Below are 23,099 nucleotides of genomic sequence, written 5' to 3' on the forward strand. Positions count from 1 at the left end.
CTGTGGCCGGGGTAGGCCGGGTCAGTAAGTGATGAGTACCTTGAGGTTGGTGGGGTCGTTCACAGGGGCGGTGAGAGCAGCTGCGCTGTCGGAAAGCGGATAGCTTGCGGTGACGACTGCCTGCAGGTCCACCGTGCCGGCGGAGGCGAGCTCGATCGCCGTCGGGAAAGCGTTCGCGTAACGGAATGCGGTCACGAGGTCGATTTCGTAGCGTTGGAGGAATCCAAGCGGGACGCCGTCGACGGTCGGCCGGGCCTGGCCCACTACAGTCGCCCGGGTAGCCGGGGCGAGCGCCTGGATCCCGTCCGACAGGGCACGGGCATTGCCGGAGCATTCGATGAAGCGGTCCAGGCCCTTGACGCCGGCAGAATCCAGGTCCTGCTTTGCCGTGTTGACGGTCCGGGTTGCGCCGAACTTGCCCGCGACGCCCAAGCGGTGGTCGTTGACATCGGTCACAATGATTTCCCTCGCTCCACGGGAGGCCGCTACTTGCGCAACGAGCAAGCCGATCGGTCCGGCGCCTGTGATGAGCACCTTATGCCCGGCTTGTACCTGCGCGCGTTCGACCGCCCAAACAGCGACAGCCAGCGGTTCGATCGCCGCACCGATTTCTGCCGGAACGCTGTCAGGCAGCACATGGAGTGCCGCCTCCGGAACCACAACGTGCCGGGCGAACAGCCCGTCCGTGGGCGGGGAACCAAAGCACGTCCCGGCGGCGCACACGTTGTACCGGCCTGCCAAGCACGCCGCGCACTCATGGCACGGCAGCGCGGGTTCGATGACGACGGCGGTGCCCACGGCGATGCTTGCCAGCTCACCTCTTGCAACGACCACCCCGGCCCCTTCGTGTCCGAGGATGGTCGGCTGGCGGAGGACGTTGACCCCGTTGCGGCCCTCGGCGTAGTAATGCATGTCCGAGCCGCAAACGCCGCCGGAACGCATTTCGACCAGGACCTCACGGGGACCGATGGGCTTGAGCGGCTTCTGTTCAATACGGAGGTCTCCCGCGCCATGCAGGACGGCAGCTTCGGTGCTGCTCGGCAGCACGGTGTGCGGGGGATGTGAATATGTCTGGGTGGTCATGGGGTGCCTTTGCTGGTAGCAAACGGGGAAGCGTGGAGGAGGTCCGCCGAACTTTCCGCTTCGGCCACAGCAGCCAGCGGACCATGCGCGTGCAAGGTATCGATGAGTTCGCCAGTGCGTTCGATGAAGTCGGCACGGGCTGCAAGCTCTTCGCCGAGCAAGTGGTGCTTTGCCAGCACCCGTTCAGCCAATTCACGCCCCGAGCTGGACCGTGCCGCCAGTCCGGCGAGCAATGCCCGGGCTGGATCGTCCATGGCCGCCGCATGCTTCCCGGCATCGAAGCCGGCAAGCGGGGCGACGCACGTGAGGTAGGCGGCGGTGGTGAGGGCAAGAAGGTGCGGCATCCGGCCGGCGTCGAGCATCTGGAGCGCCGGAACCGGGATCCGCTGCCTCAGCTTCACCGAACCATCCGAGCCCACCTGGCTGCTCCGGTGCCCGAGGGCAGTGTTCCGCCAGCGGGAGAAAAGCTGCTCCTCGTAGGCATCGACGTCAACATCGGCAGGCACGGACACACTCGGGAGGTATTCCCCGCGGAGAACCGAGCGCGCCGCCTGCTCAATGAAGGGGTGGGCCACCGAGTCCGGGATGGTTGCCGCCCCGCTCAGCGCACCAAGATAGGCGATCAGGGAGTGGGTGCCGTTCAAGAGCCGGACCTTTAGTTGCTCGTACCCGGCCACTTCATCCGAGAACACAGCCCCGCCCGCCTCCCACGCAGGGCGCCCGGCAATAAAGTCGTCCTCCACAATCCACATAGTGAACGGTTCGGCCGGAACCGGAATCCGGTCCGAGTAGCCGCAGCTGCCGGCCACAAGCCGCCGGTAGTGCTCAGTAGTGGCCGGCACGATCCTGTCCACCATCGACGACGGGAACGTCACCCGGGCGTCGATCCAATCCAACGTCTCAGCAGCCTCCTTGCCCGGCAAGCGGGACGCGAACTCGCGGACGAGCCGCCGGGTGTGGTGCCCGTTGTCTGCAAGGTTGTCGCAGCTCAGGATCGTCACCGGTTCACCGTGGGTACGGGCCCGCTGCTGGAGGCCGCGTACGATCTGCCCGATGGGCGTACGGGGACTCCCGGAAACCAACAGGTCGTGCTGGACCGCCGGATCATTCAGGTTCAAGGATCCGGTGGCAGGGGAGTACGTGTATCCGCTCTCCGTCACCGTCAATGAGACGATCCGTGTCTGCGCGGCACCGATGGCCGCGCGGAGCCGCTCCGGGTTACCAGCAGCCGTGAATGCCTCCGAATGGACACGCGGAACCGAGAACGCAGAGCCCTCGGGGGAGATCTCGACAACGGTGTAGAGCATGTCCTGCGCTCGCAGGGCGTCGGCGATTGCGGAGGAACGGTTGGACACGCCGATGATTCCCCAGTCCCCGCCGTGGGCCTCGATGGCGGAGTCCGTGTAGACAGCCTGGTGTGCACGGTGGAAGTTTCCGAGCCCGAGATGGACGATTCCGGGAGCGGGCGCCGAGGTCCGGCGGAGGATCCCCGGAGTACCGGAGTTCAGGGGCGTGATGCTCGGGGTGCCCATGTTCACCAGTCCTTCATGGCGCCGTCGAGTTCCCGGGCGATCGGGAGGTATGCCTGCGCGTAGGGGAAACGGGCAGCGGCTTCTTCGTCCACTTCGACGCCGAGCCCGGGCTCGTCGCCGGGGTGCAGGTAGCCGTCCTCGAATCGGTAGCTTGGGCGGAAGACTTCGGAGACCAGGGGGTCGTATCCCATGTATTCCTGGATGGCGAAGTTGCTCGTGGCGAGGCCAAGGTGCAGGGACGCCGAGAGGTTGATGGGGGAGACATCGGAGGGTCCGTGCGGCGTGCCCTTGACCTGATAGACCTCCGCGAGGGCCAGGATCTTCCTGACGTGGGAGATGCCTCCAGCGTGCACGACGGCGGTGCGCACGTAGTCGATGAGCCGTTCGGTAATGAGCAACTCGGCATCCCAGACGGTGTTGAAGACCTCGCCGATGGCGAGCGGGATGGTGGTCTGCTGACGCAGCGTGCGCAAGAGGCGCTGGTTCTCGGCAGGGGTGGCGTCTTCGAGCCAGAACAGGTCCACGTCTTCGAGGGAGCGGCCGAGCCGGGCAGCTTCGGTGGGGTTGAGCCGGTGGTGGACGTCGTGAAGGAGCTTCAGTTCCGGTCCAACGTGCTCCCGGACGGCCGACAGGATCTTCGGAGCGTGCCGAAGGTAGGCGGACGTGTCCCAGTCTTCTTCGACCGGACCTGCGCCGCGGCCTGCCGGCTCATAGCTTGAGGCGCCCTTGGTGACGCCATACACCGTGTCGAGTCCCGGGACACCGGACTGCGCACGCACTGCCCGGAATCCTTGTTCGCGCCGCCGGTCCACTGAATCAAGCAGTTCGGGGAGGTCCCAGCCGGTTGCGTGAGTGTAGCTAAGGATCTTGTCGCGGGCAGCGCCGCCGAGGAGTTGATAGACCGGGACACCGAGGGCTTTTCCCTTGATGTCCCATAGTGCGAGGTCGATAGCGCCGATTGCCGCCATGGTGACCGGCCCGCGCCGCCAATACGCCCCTTTGTAGAAGTATTGCCAGGTGTCTTCGATGCGGTCCGCATCCCTTCCCAACAGGGCCGGGGCAAGGTGGTCCCGCAAGTAGCTGGCGACGGAAAGTTCGCGCCCGTTCAAGGTGGCGTCGCCCCAACCGGTGAGGCCGTCGTCGGTGGTGATCTTGAGCGTGACGAAGTTGCGGCCCGGGCTGGTTACCAGGACGTCGACGTCGACGATTTTTCGGGTCATCGGGAAATCACTACATTCTTCAGTGGTTCGTTCTTGGCAAGTCGGGTGATGTTTTCGGCGATTTCAAGGGCGCGGTTGCGGAAAGTCTCCGCGGTCACTCCGGACGAATGCGGAGTCATGACGATGTTGTCCAGGCGGGCGAACGGGAGGCTTGACGGCTCGCCGCGCCCGTCGGTGCCGGGGTATTGGTACCAGACATCGATCGCGGCGCCTGCGATCCGGCGATCCTTCAGCGCTTCGTACAGGGCGGTTTCGTCGACGACGGGTCCGCGCGCAATGTTCACCAGGAGTCCGTCCGGGCCGAGGTCATCAAGTTCGCCTGCGCCCACGAGGCTTGTGGTTTCCTGGCTCAGGGGGATGCTGACCACCAGGGTGTCCGATTCGCTCAATGCCTCGCCAAGCCGGTCCGTGGTCCCGGCCCACCGCAAGCCGTTTGCTTCCGCGTTGGTGTTGCCACTGCGGGTGATGGCTATTCCTTCGGCCCCGAATGCCTTCAGTAGCCGCCAGGCAGCCCCGCCGATGTGCCCGAACCCGAGGAAGGTCACTACGGCGCCCCGGAGCGTCTCCGGCTGACGGACGGTGGGTGAATACACGGACGAGGACCAGACGCCGCTTCGAAGCGCGGCGTCTTGGCCGATCAAGTTGCGGCGGAGGGCCACGAGGACCGTGGCGATGTGTTCGGCGATGGAGTTTTCGTGATGGAACGTGTTGGCGCAGACGGCTCCGGGCGGCAAGGCGTCCGCCTCGATCCCGTCGTATCCGGCACCACCAACATGGACAAGACGCAGGTTGACCGCGGCTGCACCCATGGCACCCGTGAAGCGCGGACCCACGTAGACGTCGGCATCTTTCAGGTCCGTGAGTACGGCGTGTTCGTTCCAGCTGTCATGCCAGGATGCGAGTGATCCATCGGGGAGCGATGCCTCAAAGAGGGCGCGATGGGGCATCAGGTTGGGGTCTGCGATGACGATTCTCATGGCTACTTTCCCTGGAGGGCTTGTTCGGCGGTGCGGGCGGCAAAGGTGGAACCGCGCACGATGAGTTGGGAGCTAAGGTGTACGGCTTCGGTTGCCGTCGGTTTTCCGGACATCTGCTCAAGGAGGAGTTCGAGGCTGAGGGCGCCGCTTCGGTCGATCGGGACCCGCACCGAGGTGAGCCCGGGCTCTGCGGCGGCCGCAATGTCGAGATCGTCGATGCCCACCACACTGATGTCTTCAGGGCAGTGGTATCCGAGCGTCCGGGCGCCGGCGAGCATTCCGATGGCGACGAGGTCGTTGTACGCGATGACCGCGGTGGCACCGCTGGCGACGACCGACGCCGCAGCGGCCAGGCCGCCGTCGACCGTTGCGTTCTGGTTGCCTACCGTCACGAGTTCGATGCCCCAATCGGCACAGAAGCGCGTGATGGCGGCAAGTCGCTGTGCGTTCGCCCATGATGAGGCAGGGCCTGGGATATAGGCGAGTTTGCGATGGCCAAGCGCGTGGAGATGCTCGATCGCCTGGCGAATTCCCTCACCGGCTTCCATCAGCACCCTTGCTGCGTGTTCGGCCTCGCCGTTGATGACAACCAGGGGAACATTTCCGGCTACGTCGTGGATCTGTGCGGAAGGCAGGCGCGGCGAGCACAGGATAACGCCGTCCACTCCCGTTGCCAACGACTCCAAGTGCGAGCGTTCCCGCGACGAAGACTCAGACGTGTCGGCGAGAACCATGCGATGCCGGCCGTGCCACGCCTGATCTTGGATTGCCTTGATAAGCGCGGCGAAGACGGCGTTGGAGACGTCCGGGACTATGACGCCGAACGTCCGGCTGCCGCTGATTCCAGGAACGTCGTAGCCCAACTCCTCGGCGGCCGCCATGACTTTCTGGCGGGTCTCCGCGGCGAGCCTTCCGGGATCTCCGAACGCCCGTGAAGCCGTTGCCAGGGACACTCCCGCCAGCTTTGCGACGTCGGTGAGTTTTGCCGGCATTTGTCCTCCAGTTGCTTCGTTGAAACCTTGCAGTACAAGTATGGAAAGACTTGTACAAGTTTGTCAACGATTTTCATGGAGTTGCACGCCGGAATTGCACAGACACACCGGAATTGCACAGAGGAGTTGCGCGGAGAGATGGAATCGATATCGCGCCCCACCGGGCGCGTGCTGTGATTGACTCCCGAAGAGTGGGAGAATTACAAGTGGTTCCAGTCGGCCGGCGGCGCATCTCGCCTGCTGAGACCCAGGTGAGTCCCCCAGTGCGCCGTCGGTCTTCAATGCCTGGGCAGGTCTCGTCGGGATGGGACAGGTTCGGGGGTTTTGCCGCTACGCGGCGCCTGTCCATCTCGCTATTGCTGCGGCACGCCGAAGCTTCTTGGGGCGCGCGTGCGCGTGTTCATCAACGGCGCGTCCTTCAACCTTGAGCCGTGTATCGCAAGCCTCTGATACGACGGCGGGTCCAACGCTACGTGGCACCGTGGGCCTGGCTACTGCCGGCTGCGGACAAAGGTCGGTCACCAAGCCTGTTCCGGCGGACTCGCGCGCGTCGCTGATTCCGGCCGCGACTCCCGCTTTGTCCGGGAAGGCAGCCGAGACGGCGATGACCGCCCCGTTCGGAGAAATGAGCCGGAACCTGAAGAGGGAGTCCGCGTCTACGAATACTTCGAATGTTCCAGCCATGATCAACCTCCGGGTTCGGGTGCCCGCATTCCGGCTGCTGCGCCGGGAAGCAGGCTGGCCGCATCGCTGCGCACCTTGCCAACTGTCGTGGAATCCAGTGTGCGCGCCGGATGTAACGCCCTGATGTCCAGGCGCGTTAAGCCCGTGTAAAACCTAACCAACCACCCCAATAGCCGGGTGGCGGATAGGCCGGTGGGCAGGCCGTCAGGCGTTGGCCAGGCCGCGGGCAGCCGCGACGATGTGGCGCGCCGAAATTCCTGCCGCGTCGAGCAACTCGGCCGGCTTTCCGGAGCCAGGCAGGCCCGTGACCGAAAGCAGGGCAACGTGGAGTTCCGGAGTATCCGGACCGGCGAGGGCCTCGAGGACTGCAGACCCAATGCCGCCCTGCGGGTAGTGGTCTTCGGCAATGACCAGCCGGCCTCCGGTGTCGCGGCAGGCTTGGCGGACGGTTTCGACGTCGACCGGCTTGACTGAGTAGAGGTCGATCACGCGGGCCTTGATTCCGGAAGCGGCCAGTTCATCGGCGGCTGAAAGGCACTCATGGAGCGTGACTCCGGCGCCGATGAGTGTCACTTGGTCGTCCGGGCTTGCACCATGGACCTTCGACCCGCCTATCGTGAAGTCTTCCTCGGGCCCGTAAATGACCGGGTATGCACCTCGCGTAGCGCGGAGGTAGGAGATTCCCTTCGTGTCGGCCATGGCGTTCACGAGGCGTGCGGCGGAAGGGGCGTCTGCCGGGTACAGCACGGTGGAGCCGTGCACGGCCCGCATCGCGGCGATGTCCTCCAAAGCCATCTGCGATGGCCCGTCCTGGTCGATTTCGACGCCGGCGTGGCTGCCGACTAATCGGATGGTTGCCTCGGAGACCCCCGCCATCCGGATGAAGTCGAATGGCCTGGAGATGAGGAAGGCCGCAAAACTTGCAGCGAAGGCGATGTATCCGCGGACGGAAAGCCCCACAGCGGTTGCCACGAGTTGTTGCTCGGCAATGAAGACTTCGAAGTAGCGTTCGGGCGCGGCGTCCTTGAAATCGCCGGCGTGCGTGGAGTTTCCTACCTCGCCGTCCAGGACCACGACGTCGGGCCGCGCGGAGAGCGCCGACACCGCGGCCCCGAACGCCGCCCTTGTGGCGACCTTGTCGCCGATATCCCAGCGCGGGAGGCTCACGTCCGGATGGGTGCCTTGCGCTATCGCGGCCTCACCGCTTTCCGGCTTGAGGGTGCTGACGCGTAGGTTCGTAGGCCCGCCCAGTGCTGCGACGGCTTTTTCGGCCATGTCGTCCGGGAGCGCTTTGCCGTGCCAGCCATTGCGGTCTTCGACCTCGGGGACCCCTTTCCCCTTGATGGTCTTGGCCAGGATGACTGTGGGAGTGTCCCCATCGCTTCGGGCGTTGCTGAGGGCGTCGTCTATTTGGCCGAAGTCGTGGCCGTCGATCACGATCGCCCGGGCTCCGAAAGCCTCGACCCGCTTGGCATAAGCTTCCATGTCCCATTGAAGTTCGGTGGGGCCGTCCTGTCCGAGGCGGTTGACGTCCACAATCGCGGTCAGATTGCCGAGCTTGTAATACGCGGCTTTGTCGATGGCCTCCCAGATGGAGCCCTCGGCCAGTTCGCTGTCACCGCACAGGACCCAGGTGTGGAATGGGAGCTTATCGAGCGAGCGGCCGGCGAGGGCCACCCCGACGGCGACCGGCAGCCCCTGCCCCAGGGAACCGGTCGCTACGTCTACCCAAGGAAGGGTCGGCGTGGGGTGGCCCTGCAGCCTCGCTCCGAATGTCCGGTAGGTATCGATGAGTTCATCTTCATCAACCACACCCACGGCCCGGTACATCGAATACAGCAGGGGAGAAGCGTGCCCTTTCGAAAAAATGAGATGGTCATTGTTCGCCAGGGAGGGGTCGTTCCAGTCGTAGTGCAGATGACGGGTGAGGAGGACCGCCATGACGTCTGCCGCCGACAAGGACGACGTCGGATGCCCCGACCCCGCTTTGGTGCTGCACCTGATCGAGTCGACGCGCAGCTGCGTGGCCAAAGCCTTGAGCTCTTCGGAATCCGTGCTGGCCAAAGGCCCGGGTTGAACGGTGGCGTCTTGAGTCATGTCGATCTGCCTTTCTTGGCGTCAGGCGGGTCCCTGCCCAGTCAGGGGACTGGCTAAACCCTTCTTCTATTGCCCACGAGCGCCCCGTAAATCAAGAGGACGATCACTGAGCCTACGATGGCGAGAATCCAGGTCCGTATGGAGAAGAACTCCTGCAACCCCCCGCCGAAAATCAGGCCTCCGATCCAGCCGCCCAATATCGCGCCAATGACGCCAAGCAGCATCGTAATCAGTATGCCTCCGCCTTGCCGTCCGGGGATCAGCGCTTTTGCGATGGCGCCGGCAAACAAGCCAAGAATCAGAAATCCCAGGAATCCCATGTCCAACCCGCTTTCTTCAGTCGTTGATTAGTAGCTACCCGTCCGCGTCCCTAGCTCAGGGTCACGGGTGGTTCTCCCGGTGGCCGTGTGGGCGGGAACGGCGTAGGCGGGAACGGAAGATCCGGGTCCGGCTCCGGGACCGGAGACGGACCCGGTTCAGGGAAGGGCACCGGATCCGGCGTGCCTGGCCGCGGTCCCGGCTGCGGCTCCCGTCCCGGGGGAGGGACGGGAGTGGGACCCGGTTCCGGCAGCGGCACGGGCTCCGGGGTCGGCGACGGTCCTGGTTCCCGGGTGGGGTCCGGGTCGCGCGTCGGGTCCGGGCCTCGCGACGGGTCCGGAGGGAACTCACTCATTCTTTCGGCCGCCCGCCGCCACGGTCCTCGTCGACGGTGTAGTCACCCTCGAGGTCTTCGACCGGTACGTCCCCCACCCGCTCGGCGCCGTAGTCGCCTTCGGTGTACTGCCCGCGTCGCAAGTCCTCGTCCGCCAGTGCGCGATCTGAAGGTTCTGTGGTGGGCTCGGTCGTCGGTTCCGCCGGATCCGTGTCCGCAGCAGCCCTCAGGTCGGGGTCGATGGGGGGCAGCGTCGAAGTGCTGCCAAGGCCAGCCGTGAGTCCAGTGTCCTCAACATCGCCGGCGGCTACCGTGCCGCGCCACGCACCGGTCTCGCCGCCGCGCTTTTCGATGAAATCCTTGAACTTGTCCAAGTCCGCCGCCACCCGGAGGTCGTCAACGCCCACCAAGGAGCCTGCCTTTTCGGCGAACGTTTCCGGTTCCCATTCGATGTCCACGCTCACGCGGGTGCGATCGGCGCTTAAGGGCTCGAAGCGCACGGAGCCGGAGTTCCGCGGCCCGTCGATGCTGGCCCAGCTCACCAAGGAATCGGGCACCTGCTCGAGGATTTGGGCGTTGTAGTCCCGCTTCACGCCTCCGACGTTGGTGGAGAAGTGCAAAGCGGTCTCGTCGATCTGTTCGACGGCTTCCACCCCCTTCATGAACTCCGGGAATGACTCGAACTGGGTCCATTGGTTGTAAGCAACGGACACGGGAACTTCTACATCGATTGTTTGGTTGACGGTGCTCATTCTCTTTGCTCCTTGCGTCAATTCGCTTCGTGCAGCTTGAGGGTTTCGTTGCGGCTCCTAGCCCGCGTCGAACCGTTCGCCGTCGTCGTCCTTGGGCGACTTTTCTTCCGGCAACCCAGTCGCATCGCCCTTCGGTTCCGAGGAAAACGGTCGCTCTGGTTCTTGCTCGGCGTTCGACCCGTCAATGTCCGCATCAGCCGAGGGGGCGTCCACTGACTCTTCCTGCGCCGAACCTTGCTTGTCGCCGCTTCGGTCCTGCGGGCGCCCGCTGCTTTCGCCGGTTGGTTGGCCAGTGGTTGATTGTCCGGCGGTTGATTGTCCGGGGGTTTCCTGTTCCGGAGTAGGCGTTCCGTAGCCGCCCGCCCCTTGTTCCTCTGTGTGGTGCGTGTCCATGTCCATGGTGACCTTTCCGTGGTGGTTGATCATGCTGGCTTGGGAATTCATGGATTCAAGGAATCATCAGCCTACTTAGTAACTTCACTGAACCCCTAGGCTAGGCAGGACCGGGGTCCGGAATCAAGGTTCCCCGCGATCGGAGGGGTCGATTTGCTCAGGATCCTCGGAAACCCGGATCCTGCCTGGGGACCAGGACAGTACCGGGTACAGCAGGACCAGGACGGCGAGAACGACGACGACCCCCACGCCCACCGCCAAACCGGCATCCTGCCCCAGCGCCACGCTGAAAATCAGGCCCGCACAGCCCGCGATGAGCAATGCCACGCAACCGACAACGATTTTCACGATCCTGTTGCCGGCAGCCACCAGCTTGTCCTTCACGTGATGCCGGAATAGGCGCCGATGGAGGCTGACGGGAACCAGCATGAGTCCCGTCGTGAGGGCGGCCAGCACCACGAGCGCAAGGAACCACCACTTTTCCGCTTCCGTGAGGACGCCGAACCGCTGCTGGAAGGGGAGGGTGAGCAGGAAGCCGCCGATGATTTGTGTGCCGGTTTGCAGCACACGCATCTCCTGGAGCAATTCGTTCCAGTTGCGGTCCATCCGCTCGTCTTTTGTCTCGCTCCTGGTGTCCATGAATTCGGCCGGTTCAAGCGGCCATTCATTCTCCTGCCGGCTCATGACGGCTTGGGCAGCTCGCAGCCCGTCAGGGGATTCAACCCCATGTAGTTCAATGGGCCCGCAACGATGTTGAGCGCGATCGTTGCGACCTGGGAACACTGCGCCGGTACCGCGCGATAGTAGCCGCGCTGACCGGCGGCTACCGCTCCCACTATGAGCCAAATGACGATGATCAGCCCGAAAATCGATCCTAAACGCATCTTTTCATCGACCAACCTCTCATCGATTCCGGATATCATAAGCTTACTTATAAATTTCTCTGTGCCATAGGGCTAGCGATCGACGGCTCGAACCGATGACCGTGGACGCTGGATACGGTGGGTTGTATGGGCCAATCAAAGAAGGCCGGCTTGTCATTGACATCACTCGCGACGGTCATCTTCGCTTTCATCGCAAATCTTCTGGTTGCCGTCGCCAAGACAGTGGCGGCCTTGATGACCGGCTCCGCCTCCATTGTTGCCGAGGCGGCCCATTCGTGGGCCGACACCGGAAACCAGGTCTTCCTCCTCGTCGCCGAGAGGAGATCGTCCAGGCAGCGTGATTCTTCCCACCCGATGGGCTACGGGCGCGAAGCCTATGTGTGGTCGATGTTTGCGGCGTTCGGGCTGTTTACCGCCGGGGCGGTGGTGTCGGTCATGCACGGAAGCCAGGAACTGATCTCGCCCGAACCCGCCAGTGATTTCGGGCTTGCCTACGCCGTGCTGGGGATTTCCTTCGTACTGGAGGGTATGTCATTCATCCAGGCTTTCCGCCAAGCCCGCGAATCCGCGAAGCTTTTGGAGCGCGGCACATTGGAGCAGGTGCTCAAGAGCTCAGACCCGACCATGCGTGCTGTATTCGCCGAAGACAGCGCTGCGCTCATCGGCCTGGGGATCGCGTTCCTCGGTGTCCTGCTCCATCAACTTACGGGTTCGCCCGTGGCGGATGCCCTCGGTTCGATACTTGTGGGCATCTTGCTTGGCGTCATCGCAGTGGTCCTCATCGACCGCAACCGCCGCTTCCTCGTGGGGCAGGCCGTCACCCCCGCGCTCAAGAAGGCAATGGCCGGTCGGGTCCTGGAACACCCCGACATTGATCGGATGACCTACCTGCATTTGGAATTCGTAGGCCCCCGCAGGTTGTACCTGGTGGCGGCGGTGGACATCAACGGGGACCTGAGAGAGCACGAGGTGGCCGTGGCTCTTCGCCGCGTGGAGCGCAGCCTGGAGGAGCAGGACATTGTCGAGGAAGCGGTATTGACGCTGGCTACGCCCGATGAGGACGCCCTGACTTTCGAGGGCGGAGCATCATCGGCAATCGTCGAGTAGCGGAAAGCTGCGCGATGTGAATAAAACAACAAGGGAGTACTGAAATGAACGGGCAGATCTGGATCTGGATCGTCGTCGCGATCGTGGTCATTGTTGTGATTGTAGTTATCGCAATTTTGTTCGGACGGCGCGCGAAAGCCGCCGTTGACCGTCGACGCGCCGCTGACCTTCGGGAACGCGCCCGCACCGACGCGGCGGGAGCCCACGAACACAGCGCCCGGGCGGCTCGGGCCGAGGCTGATGCGCTGCGTGCCGAAAATGAGGCCGAACGCCTTCGCAACGAGGTCGCCGAGCGGCAGGAAGCCGCCGACAAGGCTGACAGGATCTCGAAAGAGCGGCTTCGGCAGGCTGAGGCGCTCGATCCGGATGCGGGTAACGCTCCGGACGAGCGCAATGGCAGGGACGAGCGCAATGGCCGGGACGAGGGTAACGATCGGAATGTCGACAGCCGAAGCGGCTTGCGGCACGGTCGGCGCGAGGATTAGCGGCAATCGAGGATTAGCGGAAATAACGACGCCGGGCCGTCCCGCCGAGCGCGGCTCGACAGGACGGCCCGGAAGACGCCGTGAATGCTAGATGCCGTCTTCACGCATTTCGTGACGGGTGACGGTGTCGCCGTTGGCGGGGTCGGCGAATCGCCGGCTTTCGCTGACCGTGCGCTGCCTACGGGGCGCTGCGAATACCAAGGACAAGATGACTCCCAGCACACCTGCTCCCATCAGGATGTAGCCGACGACGGTTTGATCGATAAATGGAATAAGGCCGGGCGTGATCGCAAATGCCAGGATTGCACCCAAGGCAATCAGGAAAATCGAAGAACCGATATACATAGTCAATGCTCCTTCGGTCGATGCCGGACATTTCTGCCGACGGTTCCCCATACGGAGTGGCCGCCTTGGGCCGCTAGGCGACTACAGGTCCCATTATTGGCACTACTAAGTATGCTTAGCAAGTGTCGAGTGAAATTCCGCCACCATAACGGTTGAAAAAGGAGTCAAAGCCGAACTGCAGATCCGGACTTCAGAAGATCCGGAAATCGCCCGCGTCTGCATTCGCTGACGGGTACACTACGGGCTCCCGTCCCAACTCAAGCAGGACGTCATTGATGGTCAGCTGCCCGTCCAGTTGCACCACCGGTACGAAAGCCGGCTCGGATTCCACATCGGCGGTCATGCTTCGATCCTATGCGTGACAACGCAGGAGACGGTGAAGAACACGCGGACCACACCGGTAGTCACCGGCCATTCACGATCCTCTACCGAGAACACTTACGAAATTTGTGAAGCGGCAGCGGACGGCGACAATTCGGACAACGTGAGGCGACGCGCAGGAGCCTCCGGGAATGGAAAAGTGAACTCCACCTCCAAGTCCGGGCCGACGTGGACAAACGCGCCGGGGTCCAACGCATTCCAGCCCGGATTCCCATCCATCGGTTCGGTGGCAACCAGAACGTGGCCCGACCGCGAAAGGTCTCGGCTATGGGCGCGTATCCGCGGGCTCCGCGCATCCAGGGGATCCTCGCCGTCGGGATTCGCCGGCGGGCGCCTCAGCAGGTACAACTGGTGCGAGTCCGGGTATCTCACGGCCCAAAGATCCGTAGCCGTCGTCAAGATAAAATTCAAACTCAAGACGGGCAGTCGGGCCGCTACCCACGTGACCGCCTCAACGACCCCTTTCCCCACATCACCGTCCGAGCGCCGGATTTCAGCCGTGATCAACGCGAAGAGCCGCTCGCTGTCCGTCTGGCCCAGCACCAGATCGCCCACGCCATACTCAGCCAAGCGGCGGTCCAGCACGGCGAGGCCCGAGAAGGCGCCGTTATGGGCAAAGAGGCGCCCGTCTTGCTCGAACGGGTGCGTATTAACCAAGGTGTGCGCGCCAGTGCTCGCATACCGGACGTGGGCAAGGAAGGTTGTGCTCTTAAGAACCCGGGCCTCGCGCGCAAAAGCGTGGTCCTCCCAGGCAGCCAGCGGCTGCTTCGCGACGTGCGGATTCCCCTCGGCGTCGAACGTGCCAATGCCCGCACCGTCCGGCTCCCGCTTGCTTTGGTCGGCAAGGCTGTCCGGAGCGTCCAGCAGCCAGAAGGTGGCCCGGACAGACTCGGAACCGGCATGCAATCCAAACATTCGGCACATGGCCTGCCTCCTTGCTTCGCGGTGCCTTAGTGATGAAACGCGGGGGTCTGCCCGTCGGCAGGCATAGGTGCCAAGAGGCTGTCCAAATAGGCAACTTCCTTCTTGAGGTCAGTCAAAAAGCTCGACGCGAGATCGCGCGTGAAACCATTGCGGACAACAATCCGCTGCACGGTAACCTCACTCAGGCTTGCCGGCAGTGGATAGGCAGGAACCAGCCACCCATTCATCCGAAGCCGCTCGGAGAGGTGGTGGAGATTCCATTTGTCCGTATACCCCTCAGTCAGCCGCCAGGCAAAGACCGGGATGTCCGAACCCTCGCTCAACAACGTGAATGCCTCCAGCGCCCCGATTTCCGCCGAGAGGTACAGTGCCACATCCCGGGAAGTAGCTTGGACGGAACGGTAGCCTTCGAACCCAAGCCGCAGGAACAGGTAATACTGCAAGAGCACCTGCGCGCCGGGACGCGAGAAGTTCAGGGCAAAGCTGGACATGTCCCCGCCAAGATAGCTCACATGGAACACGAGGTCCGCCGGTAGAGCGTGCCCGTCGCGCCAGACAATCCACCCCAAGCCCGGATATACCAATCCGTATTTATGACCTGACGTGTTGATGGACGCAACCCTGGGCAAGCGGAAATCCCACGAAGTCTCCGGCTGAAGGAACGGCGCGACCATGGCGCCTGAAGCTCCGTCTACATGGATCGGAACATCGAATCCGCGCTGCGCTTGGATCTCATCCAACGCGGCCGCGATTGCCGCGACGGGCTCATACGCACCCGTGTAGGTCACACCCATGATCGCGACCACACCGATCGTGTTCTCATCCACGTATTGATCGAGATCATGGCCGTCAAGCACAGGATGCTCCTGGGAGATCGGCACATACCTCGCTTCGACATCCCAATAGTTGCAGAACTTCTCCCAGCAAACCTGGACTGCCGAACTGAGCACGAGGTTAGGCTTGTCGGCTGGCAACCCGGCGGCCCGACGTGCGTGCTGCCAGCGGCGCTTCAGCGCCAAACCGCCCAGCATGCACGCCTCCGAGGAACCAATGGTGGACGTGCCCACCGCCTTTTCGGGGTCGGGAGCATTCCACAAATCGGCCAGCATGCGCCAACACCGGGTCTCAATCAGCGCCGTCTGGGGGTACTCATCCTTGTCGATCATGTTCTTGTCGAACGTCTCCGCGTAAAGCCTTGATGCTTCCGGCTCCATCCAGGTTCCGACGAACGTCGCCAGGTTCAAACGCGAGTTCCCGTCCAGCATCGCCTCGTCATGGACAATCTGGTACGCGGTCGAGGGAAGCGATTCCCCCGCCGGGAGAGTGAAGCGAGGGAAGATGGTGGACTCGCCCGGACGGCTGAATACGGGGTTGAGCTCCACCGCTGTGTCTGTTTCATGGGCCGATGTACGGTATGACCTGTTAATGGTGTGCTCCTTTGACTCGCCGGGGCGTTCACGGTTGCAACGGCAGGGCCTGCCAAAGCCCTACGCTACCGCTGCCGGCAGCCGCGCCCAAGGCTTTCCACCGCCACCAACTTCCCTAGGGCATGGTGGCCGCGGGCCTGCCGGATGCATAATCTCAAGTGGGGCCGTGCCGGTCCCGACTGCCAGGCCCAGAGAGGTCTCCTCATGGCGAGCAGAAGAGCGCAGCGCGATCGCGCGGCGAGGGGACGGGGGCCCCGGACGCCGGGCGAATTTCCGTCTCCTCTGCCGCGTCCCGCCCGGGCGCAAGAAGCACCGCCTGAATCCGGAAAGTCCCACGACTACCCGGTCCTTATGTAGCGCGCACCTTAGGTGACGCGTCCAGCCGCGGACAGGACCCCGGCGCGGCCCAAGGCTAGGAGAAGCAGTGTCCAACCAGAACAGCCCCGAAACCCCCGATCAAGAGGAACCACGGAAGGTCCCTTTGCCGGGATCCGAGAGAGAGCCGGCCCCGGGCGCCCGGGATATCCTCGGCCCCGTCGATCCCGCCCGCCGGATCGAGGCAACGGTCATCCTCCGGCGGCAGGAAGAGATGACGGAGGTTCCGTCCACTCCCATTTCGAAGGACGAATTGGCGTCGCGGTACGGAGCATCAAGCGAGGATCTCGACCTTGCAGTGCGGACCTTTGCGGGGCTTGGGCTGGATATCGCCGACGCCGACGCCGCCAGCCGCAGGATCCGGCTGGAGGGCACCGTGGAACAGTTAAGCAGCGTCTTCGGAACCTCCCTTGACGAGATCACAAGCCGGGCACCTGACGGCAACGCAGTCACGCACCGGCACCGCACCGGGGGACTGCACATTCCCGAGGTGCTGGATGGCGTCGTGGTGGCCGTACTTGGCCTCGATGACCGGCCGCAAGCCAGGGCACAATTCCATGCGATCCCGCTGGCTGCGACAGGTACGAGCTACACCCCGCCGCAGTTGGGAATGATCTACAACTTTCCGAGCGATACCGACGGCAGCGGCCAAGCCGTAGCGATCCTGGAACTGGGCGGCGGATTCGGGCAGGCGGATCTCGACGCCTACTTCCAAGGGCTCGGCATTCCGACGCCGGACATCTCGGCCGTGGGGGTTGACGGCGGAGCCAATCAACCCGGGCAGGATCCATCGGGCGCCGACGGGGAAGTCCTGCTCGACATCGAAGTGGTGGGAGCACTGGCCCCGAAGGCAAGCATCGTCGTCTATTTTGCGCCCAATACGGACGCCGGCTTCCTGGACGCGATCATCGCGGCATCCCACGCGAGCCCCGCGCCCGCGGCGATCAGCATCAGCTGGGGCCAAAGCGAAGACGCCTGGACGGCCCAGGCCCGGACGGCCTTCGACCAGGCGATGGCGGATGCAGCGGCCCTCGGCGTCACCGTCACCGCGGCGGCGGGGGATAACGGAAGCGCCGACGGCGTAACGGACCATCGCGACCACGCCGACTTTCCGGCGTCGAGCCCGCACGTGCTCGCCTGCGGCGGCACCCGGCTGGCAGCGGACGTCCAAACCGGCGCGATCAGCTCGGAAACCGTATGGAACGATGGCCCGAACTCAGCCACTGGCGGCGGTTACAGCGACGTCTTCCCTGTCCCGTCCTGGCAAGCCGGGGTTGCCGGGCACGCCAAGCACAAACCCGCGCCCAGGAATTCGGGCCGGGGTGTGCCCGATGTCTGTGGTGTCGCAGATCCGCAAACCGGCTACCGCGTGCGCGTCGACGGAAAGGACATGGTGATCGGCGGAACCAGTGCGGTGGCGCCCCTCTGGGCCGCGCTGATCGCCCGCTTGGCGCAAGCCAGCAATCGCCGGTTCGGCCTCATCCAGCCGCTCCTCTACCAAAACGGGGCCAATCCGGCGTCGGGCTTCCATGACATCACTGTCGGTTCCAACGGAAGCTACCGGGCGGGGGTGGGCTGGGATCCGTGCACAGGCCTGGGCAGCCCTGACGGGAAGGCACTTCTTCAGCTGGTCCAGTCCGCATCCTGAATGATCGATGGTGGACTGAAATGGCAAAATTCTGCTGCCATCGGTCCCCATCGTCAGTAGACTGACTAATGTCCTTTACAACCGCTGGTTTCAAAGGAGGCTAGGCAATGGCTGGATATTTTGAATTGGTCGACGCGCCTGACGGCATGTACAGGATTGCATTGCGGGACGGCAACGGCGATATTTTGGCGATGACAACCACCTTTCCCACCAAACAGGCGGCAGTGCGCGGGATTTCCACTGTCAGGGAGATCGCCGGTACGGCTCTCATCAAGGACCGCAGTCACGGTCAATGGAGTTCTTCCCTCGAACGGCAAGTCCACAGGCAGCACCTGCACCACACGCCGGCTTGGCGGACGCACGAGCTACGGAAGGCCATGAGCAGCTGACGGGCCAAGCGCCACCAGGGGACTCCACGCTGTGGGGTCCCCTTCTTTGTCTGCCGTTCCCGTTCGTCGCCGGCGGCTACGCTGTCGACAGCCGCCCCGGGGCGGCGCCCGAAATACCTTCGCTGGTTGAGCGAAACCCCTTGCCGTGGCGTGCTTTGGCGGCCCCAGCCGGAGCGGATACGATGGACGATGGCTGGCTGTGGTCCCCGTACGCCACAAGCTATGAAGCCTTATCAATGAATAGGAGACACCCGTGTCAGATGCCCAGCAGATCACCCTCATCGTCGATGGCGAAGAGACCAAGGTGACGGAAGGGACCACCGGCGCGGACCTCTTCTTTGAGCGCCGCGAAGTTGTGGTGGCCCGCGTTGGCGGCGAGCTCAAGGACCTCGACCAAGTGCTGCCTGAAGGCGCCACGGTCGAAGGCATCACCATCGATTCGCCGGATGGACTGAACGTCCTCCGCCACTCCACCGCGCACGTTATGGCCCAAGCTGTGCAGCAACTGCGCCCGGACGCCAAGCTTGGCATCGGTCCGTACATCACAGACGGCTTCTACTTTGACTTTGATGTCGCAGAACCGTTCACTCCGGAAGACCTGCGCCAGCTCGAAAAGATGATGCAGAAGATCATCAACCAGAACCAGAAGTTCGTGCGTCGCGTGGTTACCGAGGACCAGGCCCGCGTCGCCATGAAGGACGAGCCGTACAAGCTCGAACTCCTGGGCAAGAAGAACGACGCCGGGGACGCCGGCGAGGGCGTCAACGTCGAGGTGGGCGCGGGCGATATCACTATTTACGACAATGTGGACCGCAAGAGCGGCGACGTCGTCTGGTGCGATCTGTGCCGCGGACCGCACTTGCCCAACACCAAGCTGATTTCGAATGCCTTCGCGCTGACCCGGTCCTCGGCAGCCTACTGGCTCGGCAACCAGAACAACCAGCAGCTGCAGCGGATTTACGGCACCGCCTGGCCCACCAAGGAAGCTCTCAAGGCTTACCAAGACCGCATTGCCGAAGCCGAACGCCGCGACCACCGCAAGCTCGGCGCCGAACTGGACTTGTTCTCGTTCCCTGACGAACTCGGCTCCGGCTTGCCGGTGTTCCATCCCAAGGGGGGCATCATCCGCAAGGCGATGGAGGATTACTCGCGCCAGCGCCACGTCGACGCCGGCTACGAGTTCGTTTACACGCCGCACATCACCAAGGGACACCTGTACGAAGTCTCGGGCCACCTCGACTGGTATAAGGACGGCATGTTCCCCGCGATGCACGTGGACGCGGAGCTCAATGAGGACGGCACCGTGCGCAAGCCCGGCCAGGACTACTACCTGAAGCCGATGAACTGCCCCATGCACAACCTGATCTTCCGTTCACGCGGACGTTCCTACCGCGAGTTGCCCTTGCGGCTCTTCGAGTTCGGTTCTGTGTACCGTTACGAGAAATCCGGCGTTGTCCACGGGTTGACCCGCGTCCGCGGAATGACACAGGACGATGCCCACATCTACTGCACCCGCGAGCAGATGAAGGACGAGCTCACCAACACCCTGAACTTCGTCCTTGGCCTGCTCAAGGACTACGGGTTGGATGACTTCTACCTTGAGCTGTCCACGAAAAACGAGGACAAGTTCGTCGGTGACGACGCTACCTGGGAAGAAGCCACCCGCACCCTCGCCGAAGTGGCGGAAGCCTCCGGACTGGAATTGGTCCCGGATCCGGGCGGAGCCGCGTTTTACGGACCCAAGATTTCGGTGCAGGCAAAGGACGCCCTCGGACGCACCTGGCAGATGTCCACCATCCAGCTCGACTTCAACCTCCCGGAGCGGTTCGAGCTCGAGTTCCAGGCTGCCGACGGCACCCGCCAGCGCCCCGTGATGATCCACCGCGCCCTGTTCGGTTCGGTGGAGCGATTCATGGGTGTCCTCACCGAGCACTACGCCGGCGCGTTCCCGGCCTGGCTCGCTCCGGTGCAGGTGGTCGGTATTCCCGTGGCCGAAGCGTTCAATGACTACATGTTCGACGTCGTTGACCAGCTCAAGGCGGCAGGCATCCGCGCGGAGGTGGATATTTCCTCGGATCGTTTCCCGAAGAAGATCCGCACAGCCAGCAAGGACAAGATCCCGTTCGTCCTGATCGCCGGTGGCGAAGACGCAGAGGCCGGGGCAGTATCGTTCCGCTTCCGCGACGGTAGCCAGGACAATGGCGTTCCGGTCGAGGAGGCGGTCCGCCGGATCGTGGATGCGGTCAAGAACCGCGAGAGCTGACCAGGCGGACGACGACGGGGGCGGACAACAGTGCAGGAGTACACGGGCGTGACAGCTGACTATCCAGGCGATGCCGAAGTGACCGACGACTTCGGCCTCGCCGGGGTTCCCGATGCCTTCCAACGCCTGTGGACTCCGCATCGCATGGCCTACATCAAGGGCGGTCCCCAGCAGTTCAAAGACCAGGACGACTGCCCGTTCTGCGTAGCGCCCGGCCGCACTGACGAGGAATCCTTGATCGTGCACCGAGGCAAGAGCTGCTACGTAGTCCTCAACCTGTTCCCCTACAACCCGGGCCACTTGCTCGTGTGCCCGTACCGGCACGTCCCGGATTACACGGACATCACGGTTGAGGAAACTGCCGAAATGGCCGAGCTCACGCAGACGGCCATGCGGGTGCTCCGGAAAGTCGCGAACCCCAGCGGCTTCAACCTGGGCATGAACCAAGGGGTTGCCGGAGGCGCCGGAATTGCCGCCCATCTTCATCAGCATGTGGTCCCGCGTTGGGGCGGCGACGGGAACTTCTTCCCGATCATCGCGCAGACGAAGGCCATCACCCAAACCCTCGCCGAGGTCCGGGAGCAGGTAGCCGATGCTTGGCCGGGGGAGTCCGCTGCGTCCGGGGAGCCGGATGCTTAACCGGCACGCCCGCGGTTTTTTCACCGGATTGTTCTCGCCCATGGCCAGGTTCCTGCTGAGGGTGGGGGTGTCGCCAGACGCCGTCACCGTCGTCGGGACCGTGGGCGTCGTGGTCGGCGCCCTGACGCTCTATCCCATGGGCCAGCTCTGGTGGGGCTCATTGGTGATCACTGTGTTCGCGCTTTCCGACGTCTTGGACGGCATCATGGCGCGGGAACGCGGACGCAGCGGACCGTGGGGTAACTTCCTGGACTCCACTTTGGACCGGATCGCGGACGGTGCCATTTTCGGCGGCGTCGCCATCTGGTTCTTCACCGGCGGCGCCAACCGGGCAACCGCCATCGCGGCGTTGGCCTGCCTCGTGCTCGGGATGGTGGTTTCCTACGCACGTGCCAAGGCTGAATCGTTGGGCTTCTACGCCAACGTCGGCATCGCCGAGAGAGCCGAGCGGCTCATATCGGTCCTGCTCGTGACCGGTCTGACGGGTCTCGGACTGCCTCCTGTCGTGCTGCTCGTGACGCTCGCCGTCCTCTCTCTAGCGACCGCCGTCACCGTGGTGCAACGGATGGCCGCCGTCCGTCAACAGGCTTTGGCAGCCGTCGACGGCGGGAAGCCGGCGTAGCGGTTCAGCGCACCTTAATCGGGTTGGCCGGGAGGGCTTATGTCCTCCCGGTCTTCGAATTCTGCACGCCCCGCACAGGGGACTAGTATTGAAGTTACTTGGTCAATGTGACCTGGAAATCCGGTGTGCGCAGCGCGTGGCCCTGTCCGTGTGCGCCCCGGCCAAGGTCGTCTATCTACCCATAGGGGTTTTTGTGTCTACACCTGATGTAAGCAACGAAGCCGGTTCGTCCGCAGCCAGCGTCACGGGCAGCAGCCGCGTCAAGCGCGGTATGGCGGAGATGCTCAAGGGCGGCGTCATCATGGACGTCGTCAACGTCGAGCAGGCCCGCATCGCCGAAGACGCCGGTGCCGTGGCGGTCATGGCGCTCGAGCGTGTTCCCGCGGACATCCGCGCCCAGGGCGGCGTGTCCCGCATGTCGGACCCGGACATGATCGATCAGATCATCGGTGCCGTGTCCATCCCGGTCATGGCCAAGGCCCGCATCGGCCACTTCGTCGAAGCGCAGGTCCTGCAGTCTTTGGGCGTGGACTACATCGACGAATCCGAGGTCCTGACCCCGGCCGACTACACCCACCACATCGACAAATGGAACTTCACCGTTCCCTTCGTCTGCGGTGCCACCAACCTCGGTGAGGCGCTGCGCCGCATCAACGAGGGTGCTGCGATGATCCGTTCCAAGGGCGAGGCCGGCACCGGTGACGTGTCCAACGCCACCACCCACATGCGCCAGATCCGGGCGCAGATCAAGAACCTGACCTCCCTGCCCGAGGACGAGCTCTACGTCGCGGCCAAGGAACTGCAGGCCCCGTATGAGCTCGTGAAGGAAGTTGCCGCCACCGGCAAGCTCCCGGTCGTGCTGTTCACCGCCGGCGGCATCGCCACCCCGGCCGACGCCGCGATGATGATGCAGCTCGGCGCCGACGGCGTGTTCGTCGGCTCGGGCATCTTCAAGTCCGGCAACCCGGCCCAGCGTGCGGCCGCCGTCGTGAAGGCCACCACCTTCTACGACGACCCCGACGTCATCGCCAAGGTCTCCCGCGGCTTGGGTGAAGCCATGGTCGGCATCAACGTCGAGGAAATCCCCGAACCCCACCGCCTGGCCGAGCGCGGCTGGTAACACTCGGCGCTAACGCCTCAGTAGTACGACGGCGGTGGGCTCACCTCGAAAGGGGGCCCACCGCCGTCGTCGTTTGTGTACAGATCACACCCTTTAAAACGCCCTTTA

General features: G+C 63.7%; 24 protein-coding genes. 8 read left to right on the top strand and 16 right to left on the bottom strand.

The window, feature by feature from the left end; translation table 11 throughout:
• Positions 1 to 21 precede the first annotated feature (21 nt).
• From ABCW42_RS10165 to ABCW42_RS10220, 12 genes are all read right to left on the bottom strand, one after another.
• Positions 22 to 1,083: an NAD(P)-dependent alcohol dehydrogenase gene (locus ABCW42_RS10165; RefSeq protein WP_423184719.1), complete on the bottom strand. Its 1,062-nt coding sequence runs from the start codon at positions 1,081 to 1,083 to the stop codon at positions 22 to 24.
• Positions 1,080 to 2,615 (bottom strand): mannitol dehydrogenase family protein, encoded by a 1,536-nt coding sequence (locus ABCW42_RS10170; RefSeq protein ID WP_423184720.1) that lies wholly within the window; start codon positions 2,613 to 2,615, stop codon positions 1,080 to 1,082. The genes ABCW42_RS10165 and ABCW42_RS10170 overlap by 4 nt, the downstream gene beginning before the upstream one ends.
• A gap of 2 nt (positions 2,616 to 2,617) precedes the next feature.
• Positions 2,618 to 3,835, bottom strand: a complete 1,218-nt coding sequence (manD, locus tag ABCW42_RS10175) for a D-mannonate dehydratase ManD (RefSeq protein WP_423184721.1) — start codon at positions 3,833 to 3,835, stop codon at positions 2,618 to 2,620.
• Positions 3,832 to 4,812 carry a 2-hydroxyacid dehydrogenase gene (locus tag ABCW42_RS10180; RefSeq protein WP_423184722.1) on the bottom strand — a complete coding sequence of 327 codons (981 nt, stop codon included), beginning with the start codon at positions 4,810 to 4,812 and terminating at the stop codon, positions 3,832 to 3,834. Before ABCW42_RS10180 ends, manD begins: the two co-directional genes overlap by 4 nt.
• Before the next feature lie 2 nt (positions 4,813 to 4,814).
• On the bottom strand, positions 4,815 to 5,804 hold the full coding sequence (locus ABCW42_RS10185) for a LacI family DNA-binding transcriptional regulator (RefSeq protein ID WP_423184723.1): 990 nt from the start codon (positions 5,802 to 5,804) through the stop codon (positions 4,815 to 4,817).
• A 330-nt stretch (positions 5,805 to 6,134) separates the two neighbouring features.
• Positions 6,135 to 6,488, bottom strand: coding sequence for a YegP family protein (locus tag ABCW42_RS10190; protein WP_423184724.1), 354 nt, complete (start codon positions 6,486 to 6,488; stop codon positions 6,135 to 6,137).
• A gap of 204 nt (positions 6,489 to 6,692) precedes the next feature.
• Positions 6,693 to 8,585: a transketolase gene (locus ABCW42_RS10195; protein WP_423184725.1), complete on the bottom strand. Its 1,893-nt coding sequence runs from the start codon at positions 8,583 to 8,585 to the stop codon at positions 6,693 to 6,695.
• A gap of 53 nt (positions 8,586 to 8,638) precedes the next feature.
• Complete coding sequence (locus tag ABCW42_RS10200; RefSeq protein ID WP_423184857.1) at positions 8,639 to 8,905, bottom strand: GlsB/YeaQ/YmgE family stress response membrane protein; 267 nt, start codon at positions 8,903 to 8,905, stop codon at positions 8,639 to 8,641.
• A gap of 349 nt (positions 8,906 to 9,254) precedes the next feature.
• A complete protein-coding gene (locus ABCW42_RS10205) occupies positions 9,255 to 9,989 on the bottom strand; it encodes an SRPBCC family protein (protein ID WP_423184726.1) in 735 nt (244 codons plus the stop codon).
• 57 nt (positions 9,990 to 10,046) lie between these two features.
• Complete coding sequence (locus tag ABCW42_RS10210; RefSeq protein ID WP_423184727.1) at positions 10,047 to 10,433, bottom strand: hypothetical protein; 387 nt, start codon at positions 10,431 to 10,433, stop codon at positions 10,047 to 10,049.
• A 72-nt stretch (positions 10,434 to 10,505) separates the two neighbouring features.
• Positions 10,506 to 11,066 (bottom strand): DUF6328 family protein, encoded by a 561-nt coding sequence (locus ABCW42_RS10215; protein ID WP_423184728.1) that lies wholly within the window; start codon positions 11,064 to 11,066, stop codon positions 10,506 to 10,508.
• Positions 11,063 to 11,281: a hypothetical protein gene (locus ABCW42_RS10220; protein ID WP_423184729.1), complete on the bottom strand. Its 219-nt coding sequence runs from the start codon at positions 11,279 to 11,281 to the stop codon at positions 11,063 to 11,065. Before ABCW42_RS10220 ends, ABCW42_RS10215 begins: the two co-directional genes overlap by 4 nt.
• 111 nt (positions 11,282 to 11,392) lie before the next feature.
• On the opposite strand from ABCW42_RS10220, the gene ABCW42_RS10225 reads away from it, so the two are divergent.
• Together ABCW42_RS10225 and ABCW42_RS10230 are read left to right on the top strand one after the other, a co-directional pair.
• A complete protein-coding gene (locus ABCW42_RS10225) occupies positions 11,393 to 12,373 on the top strand; it encodes a cation diffusion facilitator family transporter (protein ID WP_423184730.1) in 981 nt (326 codons plus the stop codon).
• Between the two features lie 44 nt (positions 12,374 to 12,417).
• The gene (locus ABCW42_RS10230; protein ID WP_423184731.1) at positions 12,418 to 12,858 is read left to right on the top strand and encodes a hypothetical protein; all 441 of its coding nucleotides are present in this window, start codon (positions 12,418 to 12,420) and stop codon (positions 12,856 to 12,858) included.
• An 87-nt stretch (positions 12,859 to 12,945) separates the two neighbouring features.
• On the opposite strand, the gene ABCW42_RS10235 is transcribed toward ABCW42_RS10230, so the two are convergent.
• From ABCW42_RS10235 to ABCW42_RS10250, 4 genes are all read right to left on the bottom strand, one after another.
• Positions 12,946 to 13,203 (bottom strand): DUF6458 family protein, encoded by a 258-nt coding sequence (locus tag ABCW42_RS10235; RefSeq protein ID WP_423184858.1) that lies wholly within the window; start codon positions 13,201 to 13,203, stop codon positions 12,946 to 12,948.
• 190 nt (positions 13,204 to 13,393) lie between these two features.
• On the bottom strand, positions 13,394 to 13,546 hold the full coding sequence (locus tag ABCW42_RS10240; protein ID WP_423184732.1) for a hypothetical protein: 153 nt from the start codon (positions 13,544 to 13,546) through the stop codon (positions 13,394 to 13,396).
• Between the two features lie 95 nt (positions 13,547 to 13,641).
• Positions 13,642 to 14,508, bottom strand: a complete 867-nt coding sequence (locus tag ABCW42_RS10245; protein ID WP_423184733.1) for a class II glutamine amidotransferase — start codon at positions 14,506 to 14,508, stop codon at positions 13,642 to 13,644.
• A 26-nt stretch (positions 14,509 to 14,534) separates the two neighbouring features.
• Positions 14,535 to 15,935: a glutamate decarboxylase gene (locus ABCW42_RS10250; protein ID WP_423184859.1), complete on the bottom strand. Its 1,401-nt coding sequence runs from the start codon at positions 15,933 to 15,935 to the stop codon at positions 14,535 to 14,537.
• A gap of 424 nt (positions 15,936 to 16,359) precedes the next feature.
• Between ABCW42_RS10250 and ABCW42_RS10255 the strand changes: the two genes are divergently transcribed.
• The 6 genes from ABCW42_RS10255 (at position 16,360) to pdxS (ending at position 22,991) form a co-directional block, all read left to right on the top strand.
• Positions 16,360 to 17,958, top strand: a complete 1,599-nt coding sequence (locus ABCW42_RS10255) for a S53 family peptidase (RefSeq protein WP_423184734.1) — start codon at positions 16,360 to 16,362, stop codon at positions 17,956 to 17,958.
• A 107-nt stretch (positions 17,959 to 18,065) separates the two neighbouring features.
• Entirely contained in the window at positions 18,066 to 18,347 is a 282-nt protein-coding gene (locus tag ABCW42_RS10260; protein ID WP_423184735.1) for a YegP family protein, read from the top strand.
• 253 nt (positions 18,348 to 18,600) lie between these two features.
• Entirely contained in the window at positions 18,601 to 20,610 is a 2,010-nt protein-coding gene (gene thrS / locus ABCW42_RS10265; RefSeq protein ID WP_423184736.1) for a threonine--tRNA ligase, read from the top strand.
• A 30-nt stretch (positions 20,611 to 20,640) separates the two neighbouring features.
• The gene (locus ABCW42_RS10270; RefSeq protein WP_133204238.1) at positions 20,641 to 21,249 is read left to right on the top strand and encodes an HIT family protein; all 609 of its coding nucleotides are present in this window, start codon (positions 20,641 to 20,643) and stop codon (positions 21,247 to 21,249) included.
• Positions 21,242 to 21,871 carry a phosphatidylinositol phosphate synthase gene (gene pgsA, locus ABCW42_RS10275; protein ID WP_423184737.1) on the top strand — a complete coding sequence of 210 codons (630 nt, stop codon included), beginning with the start codon at positions 21,242 to 21,244 and terminating at the stop codon, positions 21,869 to 21,871. Before ABCW42_RS10270 ends, pgsA begins: the two co-directional genes overlap by 8 nt.
• A 193-nt stretch (positions 21,872 to 22,064) precedes the next feature.
• Complete coding sequence (gene pdxS / locus ABCW42_RS10280) at positions 22,065 to 22,991, top strand: pyridoxal 5'-phosphate synthase lyase subunit PdxS (RefSeq protein ID WP_423184738.1); 927 nt, start codon at positions 22,065 to 22,067, stop codon at positions 22,989 to 22,991.
• Positions 22,992 to 23,099: the final 108 nt, after the last annotated feature.

It is taken from the genome of Arthrobacter sp. NyZ413 (assembly GCF_049390645.1).
In the GTDB taxonomy this organism is placed as follows: domain Bacteria; phylum Actinomycetota; class Actinomycetes; order Actinomycetales; family Micrococcaceae; genus Arthrobacter.

What these genes read in the sequence shown, in the direction of transcription:
- ABCW42_RS10205 (WP_423184726.1), bottom strand. Translation starts at nt 9,989, where the DNA reads ATGAGCACCGTCAACCAAACAATCGATGTAGAAGTTCCCGTGTCCGTT.
- ABCW42_RS10225 (WP_423184730.1), top strand. Translation starts at nt 11,393, where the DNA reads ATGGGCCAATCAAAGAAGGCCGGCTTGTCATTGACATCACTCGCGACG.
- ABCW42_RS10180 (WP_423184722.1), bottom strand. Translation starts at nt 4,812, where the DNA reads ATGAGAATCGTCATCGCAGACCCCAACCTGATGCCCCATCGCGCCCTC.
- ABCW42_RS10245 (WP_423184733.1), bottom strand. Translation starts at nt 14,508, where the DNA reads ATGTGCCGAATGTTTGGATTGCATGCCGGTTCCGAGTCTGTCCGGGCC.
- pgsA (WP_423184737.1), top strand. Translation starts at nt 21,242, where the DNA reads ATGCTTAACCGGCACGCCCGCGGTTTTTTCACCGGATTGTTCTCGCCC.
- ABCW42_RS10215 (WP_423184728.1), bottom strand. Translation starts at nt 11,066, where the DNA reads ATGAGCCGGCAGGAGAATGAATGGCCGCTTGAACCGGCCGAATTCATG.
- ABCW42_RS10190 (WP_423184724.1), bottom strand. Translation starts at nt 6,488, where the DNA reads ATGGCTGGAACATTCGAAGTATTCGTAGACGCGGACTCCCTCTTCAGG.
- ABCW42_RS10260 (WP_423184735.1), top strand. Translation starts at nt 18,066, where the DNA reads ATGGCTGGATATTTTGAATTGGTCGACGCGCCTGACGGCATGTACAGG.
- ABCW42_RS10210 (WP_423184727.1), bottom strand. Translation starts at nt 10,433, where the DNA reads ATGAATTCCCAAGCCAGCATGATCAACCACCACGGAAAGGTCACCATG.
- ABCW42_RS10195 (WP_423184725.1), bottom strand. Translation starts at nt 8,585, where the DNA reads ATGACTCAAGACGCCACCGTTCAACCCGGGCCTTTGGCCAGCACGGAT.
- ABCW42_RS10230 (WP_423184731.1), top strand. Translation starts at nt 12,418, where the DNA reads ATGAACGGGCAGATCTGGATCTGGATCGTCGTCGCGATCGTGGTCATT.
- ABCW42_RS10185 (WP_423184723.1), bottom strand. Translation starts at nt 5,804, where the DNA reads ATGCCGGCAAAACTCACCGACGTCGCAAAGCTGGCGGGAGTGTCCCTG.
- ABCW42_RS10235 (WP_423184858.1), bottom strand. Translation starts at nt 13,203, where the DNA reads ATGTATATCGGTTCTTCGATTTTCCTGATTGCCTTGGGTGCAATCCTG.
- manD (WP_423184721.1), bottom strand. Translation starts at nt 3,835, where the DNA reads ATGACCCGAAAAATCGTCGACGTCGACGTCCTGGTAACCAGCCCGGGC.
- ABCW42_RS10170 (WP_423184720.1), bottom strand. Translation starts at nt 2,615, where the DNA reads ATGGGCACCCCGAGCATCACGCCCCTGAACTCCGGTACTCCGGGGATC.
- ABCW42_RS10200 (WP_423184857.1), bottom strand. Translation starts at nt 8,905, where the DNA reads ATGGGATTCCTGGGATTTCTGATTCTTGGCTTGTTTGCCGGCGCCATC.
- ABCW42_RS10165 (WP_423184719.1), bottom strand. Translation starts at nt 1,083, where the DNA reads ATGACCACCCAGACATATTCACATCCCCCGCACACCGTGCTGCCGAGC.
- ABCW42_RS10240 (WP_423184732.1), bottom strand. Translation starts at nt 13,546, where the DNA reads ATGACCGCCGATGTGGAATCCGAGCCGGCTTTCGTACCGGTGGTGCAA.